General features: G+C 54.4%; 13 protein-coding genes. 11 read left to right on the top strand and 2 right to left on the bottom strand.

Features of this window, described 5'->3' with window-relative positions:
* The first annotated feature begins 393 nt into the window (after nucleotides 1-393).
* From ACS5NO_RS10290 to ACS5NO_RS10270, 5 genes are all read left to right on the top strand, one after another.
* A complete protein-coding gene (locus tag ACS5NO_RS10290) occupies nucleotides 394-3,477 on the top strand; it encodes a SusC/RagA family TonB-linked outer membrane protein (protein WP_439415061.1) in 3,084 nt (1,027 codons plus the stop codon).
* Between the two features lie 13 nt (nucleotides 3,478-3,490).
* Nucleotides 3,491-4,906, top strand: coding sequence for a RagB/SusD family nutrient uptake outer membrane protein (locus ACS5NO_RS10285; protein ID WP_439415060.1), 1,416 nt, complete (start codon nucleotides 3,491-3,493; stop codon nucleotides 4,904-4,906).
* Between the two features lie 66 nt (nucleotides 4,907-4,972).
* A complete protein-coding gene (locus ACS5NO_RS10280) occupies nucleotides 4,973-6,859 on the top strand; it encodes a LamG-like jellyroll fold domain-containing protein (protein ID WP_439415059.1) in 1,887 nt (628 codons plus the stop codon).
* Between the two features lie 169 nt (nucleotides 6,860-7,028).
* Nucleotides 7,029-7,757: a D-lyxose/D-mannose family sugar isomerase gene (locus ACS5NO_RS10275; RefSeq protein ID WP_439415058.1), complete on the top strand. Its 729-nt coding sequence runs from the start codon at nucleotides 7,029-7,031 to the stop codon at nucleotides 7,755-7,757.
* An 11-nt stretch (nucleotides 7,758-7,768) separates the two neighbouring features.
* The gene (locus ACS5NO_RS10270) at nucleotides 7,769-9,097 is read left to right on the top strand and encodes a bile acid:sodium symporter family protein (RefSeq protein ID WP_439415057.1); all 1,329 of its coding nucleotides are present in this window, start codon (nucleotides 7,769-7,771) and stop codon (nucleotides 9,095-9,097) included.
* A 233-nt stretch (nucleotides 9,098-9,330) separates the two neighbouring features.
* On the opposite strand, the gene ACS5NO_RS10265 is transcribed toward ACS5NO_RS10270, so the two are convergent.
* The gene (locus tag ACS5NO_RS10265) at nucleotides 9,331-9,927 is read right to left on the bottom strand and encodes an RNA polymerase sigma-70 factor (RefSeq protein WP_439415056.1); all 597 of its coding nucleotides are present in this window, start codon (nucleotides 9,925-9,927) and stop codon (nucleotides 9,331-9,333) included.
* Between the two features lie 149 nt (nucleotides 9,928-10,076).
* Here ACS5NO_RS10265 and ACS5NO_RS10260 point away from each other — a divergent pair, with 149 nt between their 5' ends.
* The 6 genes from ACS5NO_RS10260 to ACS5NO_RS10235 all read left to right on the top strand — a co-directional run bounded on the left by ACS5NO_RS10260 (nucleotide 10,077) and on the right by ACS5NO_RS10235 (nucleotide 22,049).
* Entirely contained in the window at nucleotides 10,077-11,093 is a 1,017-nt protein-coding gene (locus tag ACS5NO_RS10260; RefSeq protein WP_439415055.1) for a FecR family protein, read from the top strand.
* 202 nt (nucleotides 11,094-11,295) lie between these two features.
* Nucleotides 11,296-14,706 carry a TonB-dependent receptor gene (locus ACS5NO_RS10255; protein WP_439415054.1) on the top strand — a complete coding sequence of 1,137 codons (3,411 nt, stop codon included), beginning with the start codon at nucleotides 11,296-11,298 and terminating at the stop codon, nucleotides 14,704-14,706.
* A gap of 20 nt (nucleotides 14,707-14,726) precedes the next feature.
* Nucleotides 14,727-16,235 (top strand): RagB/SusD family nutrient uptake outer membrane protein, encoded by a 1,509-nt coding sequence (locus tag ACS5NO_RS10250; protein ID WP_439415053.1) that lies wholly within the window; start codon nucleotides 14,727-14,729, stop codon nucleotides 16,233-16,235.
* Between the two features lie 510 nt (nucleotides 16,236-16,745).
* Entirely contained in the window at nucleotides 16,746-18,338 is a 1,593-nt protein-coding gene (locus tag ACS5NO_RS10245; RefSeq protein ID WP_439415052.1) for a 3-keto-alpha-glucoside-1,2-lyase-like domain-containing protein, read from the top strand.
* Nucleotides 18,339-18,562: 224 nt separating this feature from the next.
* Nucleotides 18,563-21,562: a PVC-type heme-binding CxxCH protein gene (locus ACS5NO_RS10240; RefSeq protein WP_439415051.1), complete on the top strand. Its 3,000-nt coding sequence runs from the start codon at nucleotides 18,563-18,565 to the stop codon at nucleotides 21,560-21,562.
* A gap of 61 nt (nucleotides 21,563-21,623) precedes the next feature.
* Nucleotides 21,624-22,049, top strand: a complete 426-nt coding sequence (locus ACS5NO_RS10235; protein WP_439415050.1) for an energy transducer TonB — start codon at nucleotides 21,624-21,626, stop codon at nucleotides 22,047-22,049.
* 11 nt (nucleotides 22,050-22,060) lie between these two features.
* Here ACS5NO_RS10235 and ACS5NO_RS10230 read toward each other — a convergent pair whose 3' ends face one another.
* Nucleotides 22,061-22,897, bottom strand: a complete 837-nt coding sequence (locus tag ACS5NO_RS10230; RefSeq protein ID WP_439415049.1) for an ion transporter — start codon at nucleotides 22,895-22,897, stop codon at nucleotides 22,061-22,063.
* Nucleotides 22,898-22,997 lie beyond the last annotated feature (100 nt).

Below are 22,997 nucleotides of genomic sequence, written 5' to 3'. Positions count from 1 at the left end.
CGGACAGGGTCGGATTCACATACTAAAGATAAAATCTCCGCTACGTTACACAAGACGCGTCTTCCTGTTTTTCTACTACCGCGCTCGCCGGGAAGCCAATACGTCAATATGATTTTTTATGGATTCCGAACCAATCCGGACTTTCCTGCCCGTCTCAACGCTTTTGAAATCAAGCCCGCCAGTTTCCACTCCGGCAACGTTACCGGAAACGTTTTTTTTGATTCTCCTGAAAACTTGACTCCTTTTCGGTTGCCGTTCTCTTTTTACTTCTGTTAAATTCAGAAATAATTCAATAAAAAAGGCTGATTCAGTCCCGGCTGTCGAAATCCCGGTAGTCGGGTTCTCGACAGAAAAAGAATTGACGATTTGAACTATTCCAATCCATGTACCTGTATGAAAATAAATCTAAGAAAGGTTGGCTGGCTGGCACTCCTGCTGCTAGGCCCCACCATCCGGCTGCAAGTCCTGGCGCATCATCCGGCGGTATCCACGCATAGTCCGTCGGCCCTAAGGGCGGTGTTGCAGATCCGGGGGCTGGTCTCGTCCGAATCCGGCGAAACCCTGCCGGGCGTCACTGTTGCGGTCAAAGGAACGACCATCGGCACCACCACCAACGAATCGGGTCAGTACAGCATCAGTGTTCCCGACGACAAGGCCGTGCTGGTTTTCAGTTCGGTGGGCTACGAAAAACAGGAAATACCGGTCGGCAACCGCAGTACGATCAATGCGGTTTTGAAAGGCGACACCAAAGCCCTGGGCGAAGTCGTTGTCATTGGTTACGGCACCCAGCAGCGCCGGGACCTGACCGGATCAGTAGCCTCCATCAAAGGAAAAGAACTGGAAAACCTGCCCGTTCAGGGACCACTAGAAGCTTTGCAGGGCCGGGCCGCCGGGGTCGAAATTGTGCAGAGCAGCGGGTCTCCGGGAGGTAGCCCGACGGTTAAAATCCGGGGTATTACGTCGCTCAACGCGGGCAACAGTCCGCTCTATATCGTTGACGGCGTGCCGATTACGGGCAACATCAACGTTGTCAATCCGAATGACATTCAATCCATGGAAGTGTTGAAAGATGCCTCGGCCTCGGCTATTTACGGTGCAAGGGGAGCCAACGGGGTTATCATCATCACGACCAAACGCGGCAAGTCGGGCAAAACGTCTATCAATGTCAGCACCTACACCGGTTTTTCGGAAGTCAGAAAGCAGATTCCGATGCTGAATGCCGTGCAGGAACGCGATTACATCCTGAATGCCGTCCAGAATGCGGGCGTTGCCGAAGTGCGGCTGGGCCTGGATACGCTGTTCAACGGCAACACGCCGGTGTATGACACCAACTGGCAGAACGAGCTGTTTCGGAACGCACCGGTTTCCAATTATGAAGTGTCGCTGCGGGGCGGCAACGATAAAACGACCTATGCGGCCAGTTTAGGCCTGTTCGATCAAAAAGGGGTTGTCATCAGTTCGGGCTACAAAACCTACCGCGGCCGGTTCAGCATCGATCACCAAGCCTCTTCACGCTTCAAAACCGGGGCCAACATTCTGCTGTCGACCGCCAAGCGCGACCAGATTCCCGAGGGCGACGACAACAATGCCGTGCTGACCAACGCCCTGCGGATGTTGCCCTTTTCGCCGGTGTACAACCCCGACGGTTCCTACACCTTTGTCGATCAGATCCAGCGTCCGAACCCGGTCGCGCTGGCCACCCAGAGCAGCATCTTTTCCGTTTCCAACCGCCTGCTTGGCAATATTTACGCCGACTATACGATTCTGAAAGACCTGACGCTGCGCTCGACCCTGAACGTCGACTATGCCGGCAACCGGAACGAAAACTTCATTCCCAGCACCATCCAGGGTGGAGCCGCCCGACCGGCGACGGCTTCCTACGGCGACGGTTTTAGCTGGATCAGCGAAAACACCCTGAATTACAGCCGTTCATTCGGTCAGCATGCGGTTTCGGGTCTGCTCGGCTATAGTGTTCAGGAAACCCGGACGTTCAACCTCTCAGCAGCGGCCAATCAGGGCGCGACGGACAACATTCCGACTCTGAATGCGGCTGCCACGGCAACGGGTGCTTCGAGCAGCAAATCCGCCTGGGGACTGGTTTCGTATTATGCCCGACTCAATTACAGTTTCAACGACAAGTATCTGTTGGCGGCCACCCTGCGCCGGGATGGTTCCTCCCGGTTTGGAAAAGACAACCAATACGGAACATTCCCTTCGGTATCAGCCGGTTGGCGGATTTCACAGGAACCGTTCATGCAGGGCCTGCCTTTCATCAATGACCTGAAATTGCGGGCCAGCATCGGCGTGGTCGGCAACCAGTCCATCAGCGATTACGGGGCGCAGGGCTTATACAGCACCGGGCGCAACTACATCGGCAAATCCGGCATTGCCCTGTCGGCAGTACCCAATCCATCACTCAGTTGGGAATCGACCACGCAATCCGACATCGGCATCGATGTGTCGTTTCTGAACGACCGCGTCGCTTTTACCGCCGATGCCTACCTGAAAAAGACGAACGATCTGCTGCTGTCCGTAAACCTGCCGACGAGTTCGGGCTTTAGCTCTGCCTTGCAAAACGTGGGCGATACGCAGAACAAAGGACTGGAATTCAGCGTCTCCAGCCAGAATCTGGTGGGCGCTTTCCGGTGGAGCACCAATTTCAATATTTCCTTCAACCGCAACAAGATTGTCCGGCTTTCCAACAACAATGCCGACATCATCCAGGCGAGTGCAGATGCGGTTTTCTTCAGCGATCGTCCCGTCGGAATCGGGCGGGTGGGCGAACCCATCGGCGTTTTCTTCGGCTATGTGTATACGGGTCGGGTGTATGCAACCTCGGAAGAAGCCAAAGCCGCCAACCTGCGGGATGGCAGCAAAACCGGGCCGCTCTATCAGGCCGGTGACATGATTTATGAAGACCTCAACGGCGACGGTGTGATCAATGCCGACGACCGGCGAATTATCGGCAACTCCAACGCCAAACACACCGGCGGTTTAACCAACACCTTCTCCTACAAAGGGTTCGACCTGTCGGTTTTCATGCAGTGGTCGTACGGCAACCAGATTTTCAACCAGACCCGCCAGTCATCGAACCGGAGTTTCGTTTATAACGCGGCCACGACCGAAGTGCTGCGGAGCTGGCGAAAAGAAGGCGATGTGACCGACGTGCCACGGGGCGCACCCAGCACCATTGGCCGCAACGGTTTTCCGTCTTCCCGCTGGGTTGAGGACGGTTCCTATCTCCGCGTCAAAACCGCTACGCTGGGTTACACCTTTCCGTCGGCTCTGCTCAAACGGATCAAAGTTGAAAGCCTGCGGGTGTACGCTTCCGGCCAGAACCTGTTCACATTCACAAACTACCTGGGTCTGGACCCGGAAGTGAATTTCCGGAACAGTCTGCCGTTGCTTCAGGGCATCGACTTAGGCACGTATCCGCAGGTTCGCACTTTCACGTTTGGCTTAAATCTGGGCTTCTAACCTGACCTCGACCATGAAAAAAAGTAGCTATTTCCTCTTACTCACCGCGCTGCTCAGTCTGGCCAGCGGCTGCACCGATGTTCTGGATCAGGTGCCGGTGAGTGCTCTCACGCAGGGTTCCTTTTTCCAGAATGCTGCCGATGCCGAAGCCGCTATCATTGCCACTTATGACGCCTTGCAGGGTGACGATACCCGCCGGGTGGTCTGGGGCGATGCCCGCGCCGACAACCTGAAAATACCGGTTGAAACGATTGGCGTCACCGATCCGGGCGTACTGGATTTTCAGAATGACAACATCAGCAACAGCAGCGGTTTTGCGACCTGGGCACCGTTTTATGTGGGAATCAACCGCGTCAACAACGTACTGGCGCATGTTCCCACCATTCAAAGCCCGACCATCGGCAGCGTTCGCAACCGGATTATGGGCGAAGCGTATTTTCTGCGGGCCTTCAATTATTTCTTCATGGTGCGGCTCTGGGGTGCCGTGCCGCTGGTGCTGGAACCGACCAATTCGCTGGATAAAGATCTCCAGTTGCCGCGAACACCCGCCGACAAAATTCAGGAGCAAATCATTGCAGACCTGATCGAAGCGGAAAAATTACTACCCGTTACCTACGCATCGAACATCGAAACCCGGGGCCGGGCCACGCAGGGAGCCGCGCAGGCCTTGCTGAGTAAGGTCTACCTCTGGCGGAGTTCGTATAACCAGACGAATGAATGGCAACTGGCGGCCGATTATGCCGCTAAAGTCCTTGCCAACCCCACCTACTCGCTGGTTTCCGGAGCCAATTACGGCACGCTTTTTACCGCCAAAAACACGACTGAATCCATTTTCGAGCTTCAGTACAGCAACGCCAATCAGGAAACCAACGGGCTTTCGGCGTACTTTCTGCCCCGCAGTAGCAAGGTGCAAACCGGTGGTAACCAGACGCTGATTCCGACACCGAAACTGGTGGACGCGTTTGAACCGGGCGATTTGCGGAAAGCCGCCAGTTTCTTTCTGAGCAACCCGCAAACCGATCAGTTTGCAAACTTGCCGACGGTTGGGAAATACCTGGGAACGGTGGTCGGCAACGCCCGCTTCGGCGACAGTAACTACCTCTTCCTGCGGCTGGCCGACGTCATTCTCATGCAGGCCGAGGCTCTGACGCAGTTGGGTAAAACCGCCGAAGCCGTCGCGCTGGTCAACCGCATCCGCAACCGGGCGGGTTTGGCAAACACGACGGCCACCGCCAAAGACGGTCTTTTGCTGGCCATCGAACAGGAACGCTTCGTCGAGCTGTGTTTCGAAGGCCACCGCTGGTACGATCTGCTCCGAACCGGGCGCGACAAAGCGGTTTTGGGCGTCGATAAAAAACCACTGCTGCCGGTTCCGATTACCGAAATCATGCTCAATCCCAATCTCTTGCCCCAAAATCCGGGGTATTGATCATCTTCCAGCCGCTCATCGGTAGTACGGCGGAGCGGCTGGCTTTTAGGTAAAACCGTTGAAACTATGCAAGTCAACTTGAAAAGAATCGTCCTGTCGCTGAGTCTCGGTTTCGCCCTGACCGGTGTGCTGGTGGCGCAGGACGCCCGCGATATCAAAACCGGGATGGTGATTCCCGACGAAACGTACAGTGATCAGCCTTACATCGTCAAAACCAACGACGGCGCGTGGCTCTGCGTGCTGACCACCGGAACCGGCCACGAAGGCGCATCGGGCCAGCATTTGATTTCGCAGCGAAGTCTCGATCAGGGAAAAACCTGGATCGATAAACGCGATGTTGAACCGGGCGATGGGCCGGAAGCGTCGTATGCCGTGCTGTTGAAAGCTCCGTCGGGCCGGATTTTTGTTTTCTACAACCATAATACCGATAACATCCGGGCGGTGAAAGGCGACAATCCGCCCTATGCCGATGGGTTGGTCAAGCGGGTGGATAGCCAGGGGTATTTTGTCTTTAAATACTCGGACGACAACGGCAAAAGCTGGTCGGCAAACCGGGTCGCGATCCCGATGCGGAATTTTGAAATCGACAAGAAGAATCCGTATCAGGGCAAAATTCAGTACTTCTGGAACGTGGGCCGGGCGTTTGCCTACAAGGAATCGGCGTATGTTCCGGTTCATAAAGTCGGCGGTTTTGGCGAAGGCTTTTTCACCAGCAGCGAAGGCGCTTTGTTGCAAAGTCCCGATTTATTCACCGCCACCGATCCCGCCAAGGCGAAGTGGAACACCCTGCCCGACGGCGAAATCGGCCTGCGGACACCGGCCAAAGACGGCGGTCCCATTGCCGAAGAACAAAATTTCGTGGTGTTGAGCGACGGTTCTTTCTTCTGCGTTTACCGGACCATCGACGGTTATCCGGCCTATACCTACAGCCGGGATGCCGGTCATACCTGGGAGCCGCCCCAGTACATGCGGTATGGCAACGGCCAGTTGATGAAGCACCCGCGAGCCGCTAATTTTGTCTGGAAATGCGAGAATGGAAAGTACCTCTACTGGTTTCACAACCACGGCGGGCGGTTTATTCGGGAACACAAAAACCGGCGCAGCATGGCCTACGAAGACCGGAATCCGGCTTGGGTGTCGGGTGGTGTGGAAGTCGATTCGCCCAAAGGAAAAGTCATCAGGTGGACGCAGCCCGAGGTTTTGCTGTACGACGAAGACCCGCTGATCCGGATGAGTTACCCCGATCTGGTCGAAGACAAAGGTTCATACTACATCACCGAAACGCAGAAAGACATCGCCCGCGTCCACAAAATTGACGAGAAGCTGCTGAATCTGGTTTGGAATCAGTTCGACAACGCGAAAAAAGCGCAGGACGGTTTGGTGACCAACTGGTCGTATCAATCAGGGAAATTCCCGCAAACCGTGGCCGCCCCAACGCTGCCCGAATTCTACAAACGCGATACGAAGAAACTGGAACAGCCCGGCATGAACGTACCGAACGGTTTTACCGTCGACCTCAGCTTCAACCTCAGCAACCTGTCTGACAACCAGATTCTGCTCGACGCCCGCGACGCCACAGGAAAAGGCTGGTTTGTACGAACGACCGACAAAAAAACGGTTGAGTTTGCGATGAACGACGGGCGTACGGAATCCACCTGGTCCTGCGACGAAGGCTTGCTGAAAGCCAATCAAAACCACCATGTCAGCATCATTGTCGACGGCGGCCCGCACCTCATCTACTTCGTAGTCGACGGCAATTTCAACGACGGGGGCGACACGCGACAGTTCGGCTGGGGGCGGTTCAATCCGTACCTGAAGTCTGTGGCCGGAGCCGCTCAGATCACCCTTGGCACGCAACTCAGCGGACGAATCAGCCAGCTTTCGGTCTACAACCGGGCGTTGACGGTGTCGGAAGCCATCGGCAATTACAACGCGCAGAAGAAAATCCCGTAAAGCATTCGATCGCCCATCCCTACGGGATGATCAAATTCACCAATCCCGTAGGGATGAATCATCTTGTAGTCCCCGGTTTGAACCGGGGGTTTGGAGAACCATTGCGCCTTCCCAAAACCGTTTCAACGGTTTCACATTCCAAAGACCCAAACACATCACCCTGATTCTCATGAACTTAAAACGCTCCGTTGTGAACGCCAGCATCGAAACAGCCAAAGAAGTTATCGCCCATTTCGGAATGCACCTCCCTCCTTTCGCCAACTGGACCCTTGACCAGTGGCTCGACGCCGGGCCGGAATACAACGAAATCCGCGACTGCATGCTGGGCTGGGACGTCACCGACTTTGGCAGCCGGGATTTTCACACCATCGGGCGGACGTTGTTTACGGTTCGCAATGGCCGACCCAATCAACCGAATTATCCGAAACAATACGCCGAAAAGTGGCTAATCGACCCGGAAAACCAACGCGCCCCGGCCCACTTCCACCTTTCGAAACGCGAAGACATCATCTGCCGGGCGGGCGGCAATGTGCTGGTGCAACTCACCAAAGCCGACGCCGAAGGCCATCCGTCCAGCGAGACTTTTTTAACGCAGGTGGACGGCTGCACCCGGCGGCTGGGACCGGGGGAGATCGTGCGGCTACGACCCGGCGAAAGCCTGACGATTCATCCGCGCACGATTCACCAGTTTTGGGGCGAAGAGGGCACCGGCTGGCAGATCGACGGCGTTGGCTACACGCTCAGTGCCGAGATTTCGAGCGTCTGCGACGACCTGAACGACAACGTTTTCCTAGTGGATTACGGCATCCGGTTTCCCGAAATTGAAGAGGACGAAGCCCGCCGATATTTCCTCTGCCATGAGTATCCCCGAGCCGGTATTGAACTTATAAGAGAATAACCCTAAACCTGATGATGCCACGTCGCTTTTCGATTGCCCTGCTGGTTTTGTCCGGCCTGGCCTTTGCCGGTTCTGCTTTCCTGTATGCGTCCGATAAACCCGCAGCAACCGGCCCGGTGTTGATGCTCGCGCTGGTTTTGCTGGCGCTGGCCTTCCGGGGCTTTTCCCAACTCAAAGGTTTTTCCTACACCGTCTGGATTCTGGCGGCTGTCACGGTCGCGATGTTCTACCCCACGTATTTCTTTACCGTTGGCGATTTTCAACTGAAACGGCTCATCGTTCCTTTCGTACAGCTCACCATGTTCGGCATGGGATCGCACATGAGTTTTGACGATTTTAAAGGCGTCGTCAAAATGCCAAAGGGCGTTCTGATCGGAATTGGCTGCCACTTTATGGTCATGCCGCTGGTCGGTTTTTCGTTATCCCATCTGTTTGATTTTGAACCCGAAATTGCGGGGGGCGTCATTCTGATCGGCTGCGTTTCCAGCGCGATGGCGTCCAATGTGATGTCGTATCTGTCGGGGGCCAACCTGGCACTGGCCGTCACGATCGGGGCCTGTTCCACCATTCTGTCGCCATTTATAACACCTTTTCTGATGAAATGGCTGGGTGGGCAGTACGTCGAAATCGACATCGCCCACATGATGATCGACATCACCAACATGATCATCATTCCGATTGTGGCCGGTTTTATTTTCAACCTGTTTTATTTCGGTAACGAAACCAGACGCGCCAGAACCGTTCAGTTGCTGGCTTTTGCCGGTATTATTCTGGTGACGAATCTGGTGATGATGGTGGTTACGAACGCCGACGGCATGGGTTTTCTGATGGCCCTCCTGACCTCGACATTCTGGTTTTACCTCCTGCCCATGGTGAGCGCGATTTTGCTGAAAAATGCGAAGACCATCGACCGGCCCATGATCGAAAGCAGCCTTTCGTTTATCGCCATGCTCGGCATTGTGATCAATACCGTCATCATCACGGCATCCGGGCGCGACAATCTGCTGCAAGTCGGTGGGTTGCTGATCATTACCTGCCTGTTGCACAACCTGATCGGCTTGAGCGTCGGTTATTTCACAGCTTTGCTGTTCGGATTGCCCGAGCGGGACCGGCGGACGATTGCGTTTGAAGTCGGGATGCAAAACGGCGGAGTGGCCACCGGTCTCGCCTTGCAAATGGGGAAAGTGGCGACCTTAGGGCTGGCATCTGCTATCTTCGGGCCGTTGCAGAATGTGACCGGTTCGGCACTGGCGAACTGGTTTCGGAAACGACCAACGGGAGAAAAAACCGTCAGTGGGTTACCGGTTCAATCGGAAAATCAGGAAGTTTCTGTGCGTTAATTTGTGGGTATCAAACCCAAATAAAAACGGGGTTCTACCAAATCCGCAAGGTTTTGCAGGTTGTACCCCAGCGGGGTTTTCTGTCAATAGCAATAACCAGTACATTAAGATGATGAGCCCCAGCGGGGCGACATATATAAAGTTAGTACGCCCCGCCGGGGCTGAAATGGGAATAAGCTGATGCATTTACTATTGACAGAAAACCCCGCCGGGGTTACCTATTATAGCTTTTATCAATGCAGCAGCAACAGCGTCGATACAACCCCGGCCACGTATAACAACTTGACCCGCAGCACCCGCAGGCACTTGCTGATGTGAAATTCGATGGTTTTTTCGGCCAGCCCGAGTTGCTCCGCAATTTCCTTGTTGGCGAGACCGCTGCGGCTGAGTTCGAATACTTCCCGGCTTTTTTCGGGCAAATTTTTCAATTCCCGCAGGTAGACTTCCTGAACCTCCCGAACCTGAATCCATTCCTGAACCACGTTAGCCGAGTGCGAAACCTGAACTTCCGAATACACCTCGTCGAGCGAAACCGATTTGTGCAGGATTTGCTTCCGGAGGTAGGAAATGATCCGGTTTTTGAGCGCCGAAAACAGATAGACCTGAACGGTTTTGTCGATGGAAAGGGCTTCCCGCTGCACCCAGAGTGTCACAAATAAATCCTGCACCAGATCTTCGGCGGCATCCGAATCACCGGTTTTCCGGTAGGCCAATGCATAGAGTTTTCCGGAAAACCGGGCGTGCAGTTCCGCAAAAGCCGCCGAATCGGCTTTCGTTTTCACCAGTTGCCACAGCGCCTGGGCGTCCATCTCACGGTACGGGTTGTGCATCGATTCTAAAAAGCAGGCCGAATGCAATACTACTAAGGTTTCAGATAGTATTCGTTATAAACTTTCTTCAAATCCCACCAGGGTTAGCGGTTTTTTGCGCGTCTTGTAGGTAAAGCAGCCAACCAAGCAGGAGCTGACCAAACGAACCTATGAGCCCAAAAGCCATTTCGCCCGACCTGTTGAAAAAATACCTGGAGGGAAAGTGCAACCCGGACGAAGTTGAACAGGTAGAGCAATGGTACGCCAGCCTGAACAATGAAACCGCCGAAAGCCGGGACTTTGACCAGCCCCAGCACTTGAAAAGAATTCAGGAACTTATCCGCCACCAAACCGATGACGAAATTCAGCCGGAACAACCGGTCAAAATCCGTCCGCTGGTGCCGAATGTCTGGCGGTATGCTGCGGCTGCCGTGGTGCTGCTCATCGCAAGTCTGGGCATCTACTTCTATCTGAATACGACCCAACCGGTTGTAGATCAGGTCGCCGATGCGGTTTCCATTGTCAACACGCAAAAACAGGTGGTCCGTCACCAGTTGCCGGATGGCAGCAAGGTCTGGCTGAATCCGGAGGCCAATATTCAGTACACGGCCCGGGCGTTTTCCGAAACGTCGCGGACGGTGAGCGTCGCAGGCGAAGCGTTTTTTGAAGTAACCAAAGACCCGGCGCGGCCCTTTTACGTCAAGAGTAATTCGCTGCTGGTGAAAGTGCTGGGAACCAGTTTCAACGTAAAATCTAATTCCGATCAGTCGTGGTATGAGGTATCGGTTGTAACGGGCAAGGTGTCGGTGTCGGTTCCGGACAGCCAGGGGAAAGAGAAATCGGTGCTGCTATTGCCCCGGCAACAGGCGGTTTTCGAAGTCGCTTCGGGCCTGCTGACGTCCACGGAACTCTCGAAATTCCGGGAAAAGGTCGATACCTGGCAACCCATTTCGCTCACGTTTGAGGACGAAAAATTATCGGAAATTGCGATGCGGCTGCAAAAGAAATACGGGATCAAAATCAAACTCGCCAACCCGAATCTGGCCAATTGCCGTCTGAAAGCCACTTTTGACCACAACCGGCTGGCGGAAATTCTGGAAATAACGACCCAAATGGTGGAAGCTACTTATGAAATGCGGGGCGACAGCATCGTGATCGACGGAGAAGGCTGTGGTACCGTAGAATGAACGCAAAAAACCGGAAGACGAAATTTTAATGATAATCTCTAAACCCCCTCCTATGCTAAAACGACAACCCCTCTTTTTGCCGGGCTTGTAAAGGAAATCAGGAGTGATTGCGGCACTCCTGACTCTGAACAAGCATTCCTGACTACCATCACTCGGAAGGTGATGATCGGCTTTCTATTGTTCAATTTAACCACCCAAACCTATGCATTTTTTTCTAAAAAACAAGACTGTATATGCCCTTATGCGGTTATCGGTGCTTCAAATTCTGCTCATTGGACTCCTCACGGCGGTTGCCTACGCCCGGGAATCCGACGCGCAGGATCTTCTCAAACGAAACATTAGCCTGAAGGCTGAAAATATATCGCTGCAAAAAGCCCTTTCGGAGATCGAAAGCCGGGCCAACGTGCGGTTTGCCTACAGCCGGAGCATGATTCCGGTCGACGAAAAAGTGAGCATTACGGCCCTCAACGAACCGCTTTCTGCCGTCCTCGACCGGCTTTTGTCGCCCCTGCAAATCGAATACAAATCCACCAACGAGCAGATCATCCTCAAGCGCAACCGACGAAAAACGTCCTTTCTAAACGCCCCCGAGATCCTTCGGGAAATTACGCCCCTGCCGATCCAGCCTAAACCCGACCTGACGGTTTCTGGAAAAGTGACCGACGAGAAAAACGAAGCCCTGCCGGGTGTCAGTGTCGTTCTGAAAGGCTCACAGCGCGGAACGACCACCAATGCCGAGGGTCAGTATACGCTCGCCATTCCGAATGAAAACGCGACGCTTGTTTTCTCGTTTGTGGGGTATTTACCGGAGGAAATGGTCGTTGGCAATCGCTCTACCGTCGATGTTCTGCTCAAAACCGATACGAAAGCATTGGCCGAGGTGGTTGTGGTCGGCTACGGAACGCAGCAAAAAGAAGACATTACCGGCGCGATTTCCACGATTTCCGAACGGCAGATGAAAGACGCGCCCGTGGCGCAGGTGGGGCAATTGTTGCAGGGAAAACTGAGCGGGGTGCGCATCGATCAGGTGTCGGGACGGCCCGGCGAAGGCATGAACATCAAAATCCGGGGGGCGGTTTCGATCACCGCCGGAGCCGATCCGCTGTATGTGGTGGACGGCATGCCCATTTCCGGCAACATCAACACCATCAACCCCGCTGAAATTGAAAGCATTACGGTTTTGAAAGATGCCGCAGCGTCCTCGCTCTACGGTTCCCGGGCGGCCAACGGCGTGGTGCTGATCCAGACCAAATCAGCCATTCCCGGCAAAACGCAGATTGATTTCGACGCCTATTACGGTTTCGAACAAATCCCGAAATCGCGCCGGCTGACGATGATGAACGCGCAGGAATATGCGCAGTTTCAGAAAGAAATCGCCGAATTGAACGGTCGCCCGGTGAACGCTGCCTTTCAGAATCCCGAACAATACGCCGGAAAAGGCACCGACTGGTATGACGCCATCACCCGAACCGCGCCCATCCAGAGCTACAACCTGACCGTCAACGCGGGCATGAAAAATTTCAGCACCTCGGTTACGGGCGGGTATTTCAGTCAGGAAGGCGTCATCGTCGGAACGGGGTATAAGCGGCTTTCGCTGCGGGTCAACTCGGTTTTCACGCCCAGCCCGAAGGTGCGAATCGGTTTCAACATCGCCCCGAATTACGCCACCAACACCAATTTTGCCACCGACGGCGGGCCCTACGGTTCCGAAAACATCGTTTCGGCGGCTCTGGCGACCACCCCGCTGGCGAGTCCCTACAACCCGGACGGTAGCCTGACGCTGACGGCTTCGGACCCGGCCACGTTTGGCAATCCGAACTGGCTGCGGGTGGCCAAAGAGAAAGTGTATGAAGGGAAGAATCTGCAACTGCTGGCGAATGCCTTTGTCGAATACAAAATCCTGAAAGGGCTGACGGCCAAGACGACGGTGAACGTTCAGACCAGCAATTCCAACGTGTTCCAGTTCAATCCGTCGACCATCGGCGTCATGTTTACGCCCCCGCCCCGGATTCCGTTCGGTTCAGACAACACCAGCCGGTCGTATAACTGGGTGAACGAGAACTCGTTGATGTACCAAACCGACTTCAACGGGCACAACATTGACGCGCTGGTCGATTTTACGGCGCAGCGGTACCGGGGTGAAAACACGCTCGTTACGGCCAGCAACTACGCCGACGACAAGATTCAGGCCGTCAGTGCCGCCGGTCGGGTGGTGGTCACCAGCGGGGTTCAGGAGTGGGCCTTGCTGTCGTATCTGGCGCGGCTGAATTACAATTACAAGAGCAAATACCTCTTCACGGCTTCGGTCCGGCGCGACGGTTCATCGCGGTTCGGGCCGGACAACCGCTGGGGAAATTTCCCCTCGGCCTCCGTGGGCTGGATTGTGTCAAAGGAAGATTTCTGGAAATTCAAACCGGTTTCGTTCCTGAAACTCCGCGCCAGCTACGGCACCACGGGCAATTTTGACATCGGGAATTACACGTTTCGTTCGACCATCAGCCCGGTGTATTACGGTTTTAACAACGGGCTGTTTCAGGGCCGGGCCACAACCAACCTGGGCGACAACACCTTAGGCTGGGAACGCAAAAAGCAACTGAACGTGGGGGCCGATATCTACTTCCTGAACGACCGCATTCAGTTGACGTATAATTATTATTCCACGAAATCCAGCGATCTGTTGTTTAACGTTGCGGTTCCCCAATCCTCCGGTTTCAGTAACATCCAGACCAACATCGGCGAACTGAAACTGTGGGGTCACGAAATCGGGATCAATACCTACAACATCAACACCAGCCGGTTTTCGTGGAATACCAACTTCAATATTTCGTTCGACCGCAACAAAACCGTCAGCCTATCGACCCAATCAACCACGGCCTTGTTCCACGGCATCAGCAGCTACGGTTTTTACAGCCACCGCTCGCAGGTAGGCCGACCCGTCGGGATGTTCTACGGGGCCGTGCAGGATGGGGTGTATAAAAATCAGGAAGACTTCGACAGTTCGCCCAAATACGCTGATTCGCAGGTCGGAACCATCAAGTTCCGGGATTTGAACGGCGACGGAAAAATCACGTTTCCGGAAGATTATACGGACATTGGCAACCCTTGGCCGGATTTCATTTTCGGGATGACCAACACATTTACGTACGGGAATTTTGACGGCTCGCTGACCCTCACCGGCACCTACGGCAACCAGATTCTGACGCATTACGAAAACTGGACGACCAACCTCGACGGCGTTTTCAACGTCCTGGCCGAAGTGAAAGACCGCTGGAAATCGCCGGAAAATCCGGGAGCGGGCAAATACGGCAGCACCCAGCAGGGAACGACGTATCTGGAGCGCGACCGCTGGCACACCCGCTACATCAAGGATGGCAGTTTCCTGTCGTTCAAAAACATCACGCTGGGCTACACGCTTCCACTGAAAGCCGGGAGTGTCATTCGCCGGCTGCGGGTCTATGGCAGCGTTCAGAACGCGTTTGTAATCACCAGGTATCCGGGGCCGAATCCCGAAGTGAACACCCGCAATTCGGCCAGCGGCAGTTCGCCGGGCATCGATGAAAATTCGTATCCGGTGCCCCGCACGGTCAGTTTCGGCGTTAACGTCGGTTTCTAAACCCTCCCATTCGATTCACCATGAAAAATAGATTTTTACTCGCGGGACTCCTGCTTTTACTGGTCAGCGCCTGCAAAGATTTTTTAGATGTTGTTCCTGAAACCGTGCTGACACCGGCCAGTTTCTACCAGTCGAAAGCGGATTTTGAACAGGCCGTCGGCGGAATTTACGCCCCCCTGCAACCGCTGTATAACCAGGACTGGATTCTGAACGAGATGCGTTCCGACAACACCCATTTTGTGTTCAACATCGCCCAGCGCGGCCCCAAACCGGAAGAAGATCCATCGACGTTCACCATCGAAAACAACAACCGCAATACGGCCGGAAAATGGACGAACGACTACCTGATCATTGCCCGCGCCAACCAGGTGTTGAGCACCATCGACGGGGTCGATTTCGATCAGGCTTCCAAAGACAATCTGAAAGGGCAGGCGTATTTCCTGCGGGCTTTTGCGTATTTTGATCTGCTAAAAAATTTCGGGGGCGTCCCGGTTTTTCTGGAACCGGCGGGTTCGTACAAAGACACGTTCAAGCCGCGTGCCGACATTGCGGAAGTCTACAAACAGATCATCGCCGACGCCGAACAGGCGGCCAAACTGTTGCCCGCCAAAACCGCCCAGACCGCCGGGCGCGTCGCATCGGGCGCGGCTTACACCCTGCTCGGCGATGTGTATATCAACCAGAAACGCTGGCCCGAAGCCGAAGCGGCTCTGAAACAGGTGACCGCCCAGGGTTACGCGCTGGTGGCGGAATACGGTGATGTTTTCAAACCGACGAACGAAGGCAATAGCGAAATCATTTTCGATGTGCAGTACGCGGAAGGCACGTCGCAGGCCGTCAGCAATTACATGCCGTATAAATTTCTACCGGTTTTGGCCGATCCGTCCGTCATCACGGGTGTAAAACCGTCGTCATCGAATACGGATGGCTGCTACAACACGCCAACGCCGGATTTGCTGGCGGCTTACGAGGATACGCTGAGAGACAAACGCTACAAGGCGTCGATTGGGTTTTATTCCGGCACTTCGCCGTTGGTGGGCGTTACGTATAAAAATACGCCGTACATCAAAAAATACCAGTTTCCGCACGCCCGCTACGGCGAAACCGGGGTCAACTGGCCGGTCTACCGGTATTCAGAAGTGCTGCTGATGCTGGCCGAAGCCTTCAATGAGCAGGGGCGTTCGGCAGATGCGGGCGGTTTTCTCAATCAGGTTCGGACTCGGGCGGGGTTGCCCACTGCCACCGTCACCACCCAGACGGCCTTACGCGATGCCATCCTGCGTGAACGCCGGATCGAGCTGGCTTTTGAGAACAAACGCTGGCATGATCTGGTCCGCAGTGGTCTGGCCGTCAAGACGATGAGCGAGTACGGTGCGCGAATCAAGGCCAACCCGCAGAAATATTATTATCCGCTGGGTAGCGCGCCCGCAGCCGCTGCTTTTAACGTTACCGAGCGGGATTTGCTGTACCCGATTCCCATCGGCGAGATCATCATCAACCCGGATATGAAACAGAATCCGGGGTATTAAAAAGCTTGCCCTAACCCCTAAAGGGGCTTTTACATCCAGATGTATAAAGCTCCCTTTTTGACTTTCAGGAAATAACCGTTCATTGTCATTCTATCGGTCATCCCTACGGGATTTTAAACCCACCCCGTTCATCTCTACCCCCGGTTCAAACCGGGGGTTACAAGATGATTCACCCCTACGGGATTTTCGAATTTTAGCATCCCGTAGGATGACTCATTTTGTAGCAGTGGGTTTTAACCCACCGTTCAAATGACGATTCAATACCATACATCCCGGAGGGATGACTCATTTTGTAGCGGTGGGTTTCAACCCGCCGAATCAGACGACGATAAAATGCCATAAATCCCGGAGGGATGACTCATTTTGTAGCCGTGGGTTTTAACCCACCATTCAAATGACGATTCAATACCATAAATCCCGGAGGGATGTCCGGTAAAGTGCCAATAAACGGTTATTTCCCGAAACCAAATTTGGGATTTGGGGTAAAATTCCTAAACCAACAGAAAACGTATGTTCTCACCAAAATTCCTTAAAGTCGGTTTCCGATCTGCGAACCGCCACCGGTTTGCCTTTGTGGCAATACTACTCTGGATTGTCGCCACAACCGGTTTCGCGCAACCCCGCCTGGACAAATCCTTCTTCAACGGGAAAGATTTATCTGGCTGGTCGGCGACGGACATGACGTATTGGTCGGTGAAAAACGGTGCCATTGTGGGCCGGGCCGACCAGCCGGTAGCTAAAAACCGCTTTCTCTGGTCGTCGGTCAACGTGAGTGATTTTTATTTGAGCGTTGATGTCAAACTCGAACCAGACGACCGCAATGCCGGCATTCAGTTTCGCTCCAAACAGGCCGACGCGACGGGTCAGGCCCTGGGTTATCAGGCGGATATGGGCAAGGACGTCTGGGGGCGGCTGTACCACGAACACGGGCGGCAGAAACTGGACTGGGGCGACCGGGGCGAGAAAGCCGTCAAACGCGGACAGTGGAATCACTACGAAATTCTGGCCGTGGGCGACCGGATCTGGACGGCCATCAATGGAAAACTGGCGGTGGCGATCAAAGACCCCGGCGGGGATGCCTCGGGACAGATTGCCCTCCAGATTCACAGCGGTGATCCGCAAACCGTTACCTACAAAATCAACAAGCTGGTCCATCATCCGAAAGTCGAACTGGCGGGAATGAAAGAAGCGCAGTTGAACGACCAACTGAAACGCCCGGAGGACAAACGACAGAGCCGTTTGCCGCTGAAATTTAACCCGGACGATGTGATTGCATTTGCGGGCGGCACCAACATCGCCACCATGCGCAAAGACGGGATTCTGGAAACGCTGCTCTTGGCCGCTCACCCCACCACAAAACTCCACCTCTGGAACCTGGGTTGGGATGGCGACACGGTGTATGAGCAATTCCGGGATGTCGGTTTCGGGAGCTGGAGCAAGAATCTGGACAGCCTGGGCGCCGATGTGGTGTTTGTGCAGTTCGGGCAACTAGAGTCGCTGGATGGAGAAAAAGCCCTGCCCGGTTTTGTCAAAGCGTATCAAAAATTGCTGGACAGTATTCGGAAAACCGACCGGCGCATCGTGCTACTTTCGCCGATCCCGTTTGAACCCGCCCGTTCGCAACTGACCCCGGAGGGTAAATCGGCGAATCGGTTGACGAACGCGCCCGTTGAGCAATACACGAATGCGATCAAAAAGCTGGCGGAATCCGACGGGTACAGTTTTGTCGATCTGTTTCATCCGGTTCAGTCGTCGGCTTCGTTCGGGACTTTGACGACCAACGGGATGCACCTAAACACCGACGGCCAGCAATTGGTGGCGGAATTAATCCTGAAAGCCTTGCATCAGCCGCAGGAATTTTCCAATCAGTTCGCTCCGCTTCGAAAGGAAGTTCTGACGAAAAACGTCCTGTGGTTCAACTACTGGCGACCGAGCAACTGGGCGTTTCTGAACGGCGACCGGATCACCCAACCGTTCAGCCACGACTGGAAAGACAAAAACCGGCGGATTTTTCCCGAAGAAATGAAAGCGTTCGAGCCGCTGATCCGCGAAGCCGAACAGCGAATTGCGGACCAACAACGCAAGCTGGCTCCGGTGCGATGAGCAGTATTCGTCTATTTTCAAAATCTAGCCCACGGTTTGAACCGTGGGAATCCGTCGAAAAAAACACGGCCAGGAAACCGCTTTAACGGTTTTGCAAACCGCCTTAAACCGTTAAAACGGTTCATAAAAATTGCGTTTTTTCTCCAAACCCACGGTTCAAACCGTGGGCTGTATGAACCTGCAAACGTTTAATACATCATTCCCAAAACCTGAATTTTTGTCAAATGACGCTTACCATTTCTACTTTTCCACCTAAAATCCCGCTATTGATTACGCTCATTTTGAGTCTAATCAGCCATTCCAATCGTGGTTTCGGTCAAATCAATCCGATGTCGGTTTCGCCAGCCGAAACTGACAATTCGGTGGCCGCCGAACTCAAATCTTTTCAGTTGGCCAAAGGCTACAAAATCGAGTTGTTCGCTTCCGAAGACCTCGGCATTGCCGACCCCTGCGCCATGCGGTGGGACGAAAAAGGACGGCTCTGGGTGCTGACCATTCCGTCGTATCCGCAACTGGAACCCGGCAAAAAACCGGTCGATAAGCTCACCGTTCTGGAAGACCGCAATGGCGACGGCAAGGCGGATACGTCCTGGGTTTTTGCCGACGGGCTCATGATGCCGCTCGGTTTTGAACTCGGCCACGGCGGGGTGTATCTGGGCGAACAAACCGAGCTGGTGTTTTTGAAAGATACCGACGGCGACGGAAAAGCCGACACACGGCAGGTGCTGATGTCGGGTTTTGGCACGCACGATTCGCACCAGACCATCAACTCGTTTATCTGGAGTCCCGGGGGTGAGTTATTTTTTTCGCAGGGACACAGCATCTACAGCCGCGTCGAAACCGCCTGGGGCATCGAAAAAGCCGACCGGGCGGCCATCTGGCGGTATCGGCCCCTGCGCCGTCAGCTCGATAATTTTCTGGATGGTTCGATGGCCAGCGTCAATCCGTGGGGCATGAACTTTGGCGAATGGGGCGAAATGTTTCACAAAGCCAACGACCCCGAGTTGTTTTACACCGTTCCCGGTCTGGTCAAAACCGCCCAGCGCGCCCTGCTCCCGCCCATTGGCAAGCTCGTCATCAAAGGCTCCATCATCGAAATCATTCGGACCAAACACTTACCGGACGATTTGAAGGGTGATTTCGTGATTGCTGGGTATTACAACAACAAAATCGAGCGGATGCGGGTCACGAACGATTCGTCCGGGTATTCGGCCCGGCTGCTCGACCCGATTCTGAGTTCAAGCAGCCGCAGTTTTCGGCCCATCGACGTGAAAGTTGGTCCCGACGGCGCATTGTACATTATGGATTGGTACAACCCGATTATCGGACATTACCAGGCTTCCATGCGGCACCCGGATCGCGATAAAACCCACGGACGAATCTGGCGGATTACGGCCACTGACCGACCACTGGTTCAGCCGCCGAAGCTGGCCGGGCAGCCGGTCCCGGTTTTGCTGGATCATCTGAAATCCGATGAACACTGGGTGCGGTATCAGGTGAAGCGGCTTCTGGCCGAAAAACCGATGCCCGAAGTGCGACCGGATTTAACGGAATGGGTGGCAAAACAAGACCCAAAAGATCCGAATTACGAACATCACCTGATGGAGGCACTCGGCGTCTTTGAAAGCCACGAACTGGTCTATGAAGACCTGCTTCGGCAACTTACCAAAGGAAAAGAACCGGGCGCACGGGCCTATGCCGCCCACGTGGTGGGGCGTTGGTCCGATCGCCTGGCTGATCCGCTGGCGGTGCTGGAACCGTTGATCAACGACAAAAATGCGCGAGTTCGGCTGGAAGCCCTCGTGGCTGTCAGTTCGGTTCACCGCCCCGAAGCGATGGTGCTGGCGACGCAGGTGCTGAACCAGCCGATGGACAAATTTCTAACGTATGCGCTGAACAAAACCGCCTACGCCTTGCAGGATTCGTGGGAACCGGCGTTGCAAAACGGGAAGCTGACGTTCAAAAAACCGGGTCATCTGGCCTGGCTTGTGAGCGTTTTACCACCGTCATGGTACTCGCCGGATCAATATCGGAAGCTGATTGCTTCTGAAAATCTATCGCCGGAGGTCCGGCGGAATCTACTGCTCAGTCTGGCGAAAACCGGAAAAGCCGCCGATATAGAGTTTGTGTTGAGTCAACCGTCGGCGCAAACCGATGCGGTTTTGCTCGAAAACCTGAGCAAACTGGACGTCCGGCCCGTCTCTCCTATTGCGGCTACTTCGCTCAAAAACAGCCTTTTGCCGTCAAAAACCGCTGAAGTTAACATGGCCGCGATCCATTTGGCGCGGGCTTGGAAAATCAGTTCAACCGCGGCAACGATCAACAACCTGGCGATGAACAACCAGATCGATCAGCGGGTCCGGGCCGAAGGTTTGAAGGCATTGGTCGAACTCAAAGGGCGCGCGGCTTTGCCGTTGCTGCAAAAGCTGGTGGGTTCTGCCGAAACGCCCCGCGTAATCCGGCTGGCATCGTTGAAAGGCATCAGTGAGCTGGATGTGGCACTGGCGGCCGGGGCCACCGTGGCCGAAATGCAACGTTCCGGGGCTTCGGTCGACGCCATGCGGGAAGCCATTAACCCCCTGATCGATCAGCGTTCCGGGATTAAAGCCCTCACGGCGGAACTGGAAAAAACCGCCCTGTCCAAACCGCAGGCCCGGCTGGCGCTGGAAGCCCTGGCCACCAAAGGGATCAACGCGCCCGAACTCAGCGCCCGGCTGAATGCGCTGGCCGAAGAACGGACGATTGTAGCCCGGAAATACAGTTCAGATTACGTGGAAAAACTGGCGAAAGCCATTCAGGAACAGGGCAATGCGAAACGCGGTGAGTTGATTTATCAGGCCAACCCAAGCTGTTCGGCCTGTCATTCGCTGAACGGTAAAGGCGGCACCATTGGTCCGAACCTGTCGGCCATTGGCCGCGGACTTTCCTCCCGCGAAATCATCACGGAAGTGCTGTGGCCCAACCAAAACATCAAGGAAGGCTATAATCAGGTGCAGGTGGAAACGAAAAAAGGCGAAATCATTCAGGGTATCAAGGTTTTTGAAACCGCCGAGGTGATTCACATCAAAACGACGGCTTCTACCAAAAACCGGGTCATCAACAAAAAGGAGTTGGCCAGCCAGACCGAGAGCGGTTCGCTAATGCCGACGGGACTGATGGATGCGTACTCGGAAGAAGATGTGCGGGATTTGATCCGGTATTTGAGCGAATTGGGGAGTAAGTAACAATAGAAATTAGTACGTTTGCTTATTCAGGTTATTCGATTGGCCAAACAACAGAAACGCCATGATCCGGCAAACCTTCCTTACCACACTTTCACTACTGGGGACGCTTTGGCTTCTCGCGCAATGCCAGCCCAAAAACCTCGATTCGACGTCCACATTCGACCGCCCGGTTTATTTAGTTGTCGACGATTCACCCACTTTTCCAGGAGGAATGAGCAAGTTAGGCGAGTATATTGGGAAGAATCTTCGCTATCCCGAAACCGCCCGGCAAACCGGAGAGGAAGGCAAGGTGTTCGTTACCTTTATCGTCAGCGAGCAGGGCCGGATCGAAAAGGCAGAAATTTTAAAAGGTTTAGGTTCGGAACTGGATGCGGAGGCCATTCGACTCATCAAAAATATGCCTGCCTGGATACCGGCGAAACAAGGGGGACAGGTGGTGGCTTGTCGGTATAACATGCCGATCAATTTCAGCATCAACGGCCGGTAAAGCGAAACCCATTACAAGTGCGTTCCGCAGTATTTGCAGAAAACCGCATCGACGTCGTGCCCTTCCGCCCCGCACGACGGACACGATTGGGATGAAACGGCTTGCTTTAGTTTTAAAGCTGCCTGAGAAAGTTCGACAGTAACGATGCCGGTAGGAACGGCAATGATGCCATATCCCATGATCATGACGAGCGACGCAAAAGCCTTGCCGAGGGGTGTTTGGGGCGAGAGATCGCCGTAGCCCACGGTCGTCAGCGTCACAATGGCCCAGTAAATGCTGGTCGGAATGCTGTCGAAACCGTTTTCTTCTCCCTCGATGATGTACATTAACGACCCCAGCACGACCACCAGCGACAGAACCGTCAGGATGAACACGCTGATTTTGCGACGGCTGGCCCGTAGGGCGCTGGTCAGGATCGTGGCTTCCGAGAGGTATTCCGACAGCTTCAGAATGCGGAAAATCCGGAGCAGCCGCAGGATGCGGATCGTGAACAGATACTGGGTGCCGGGGACGAACAGACTCAGGTAGGTTGGTAAAATGGCCAGAATATCGACGATCCCGAAGAAGCTCCGCGCATACCGCATCGGCTGCTTGACGCTGATGAGCCTGAGGATGTATTCGATGGTAAACAGCCCGGTAAAGAACAACTCCAGAAGGTGCAGTTCATCCCCGTACACTGCTCTGACCCGGCCGATGCTTTCCAGCATGACGATGATGACACTGACCAGAATGCTCCCGATCAGGATAATATCGAAGGCTTTCCCGGCGGGCGTATCGGCTTCGAAAATGATCTCGTGCAGACGAAGCCGCCAGTGTGTGGAAGGCGGTTTAGGGGTAGACAGGGACATAGGTGCGGTGGTTTATGCGGGACGATCCACCTGTTTAACACCGATTGTTGAAGTCCGGTTTAAAAGGGGCAGTTCGTCCTTCCCATTCCCGAAGCGAATT

It is taken from the genome of Larkinella fluvii, assembly GCF_051857545.1.
Lineage (GTDB): Bacteria > Bacteroidota > Bacteroidia > Cytophagales > Spirosomataceae > Larkinella.
The sequence above is the reverse complement of the archived record's forward strand: the minus strand, read 5'-3'. Positions and strand labels throughout refer to the sequence as shown.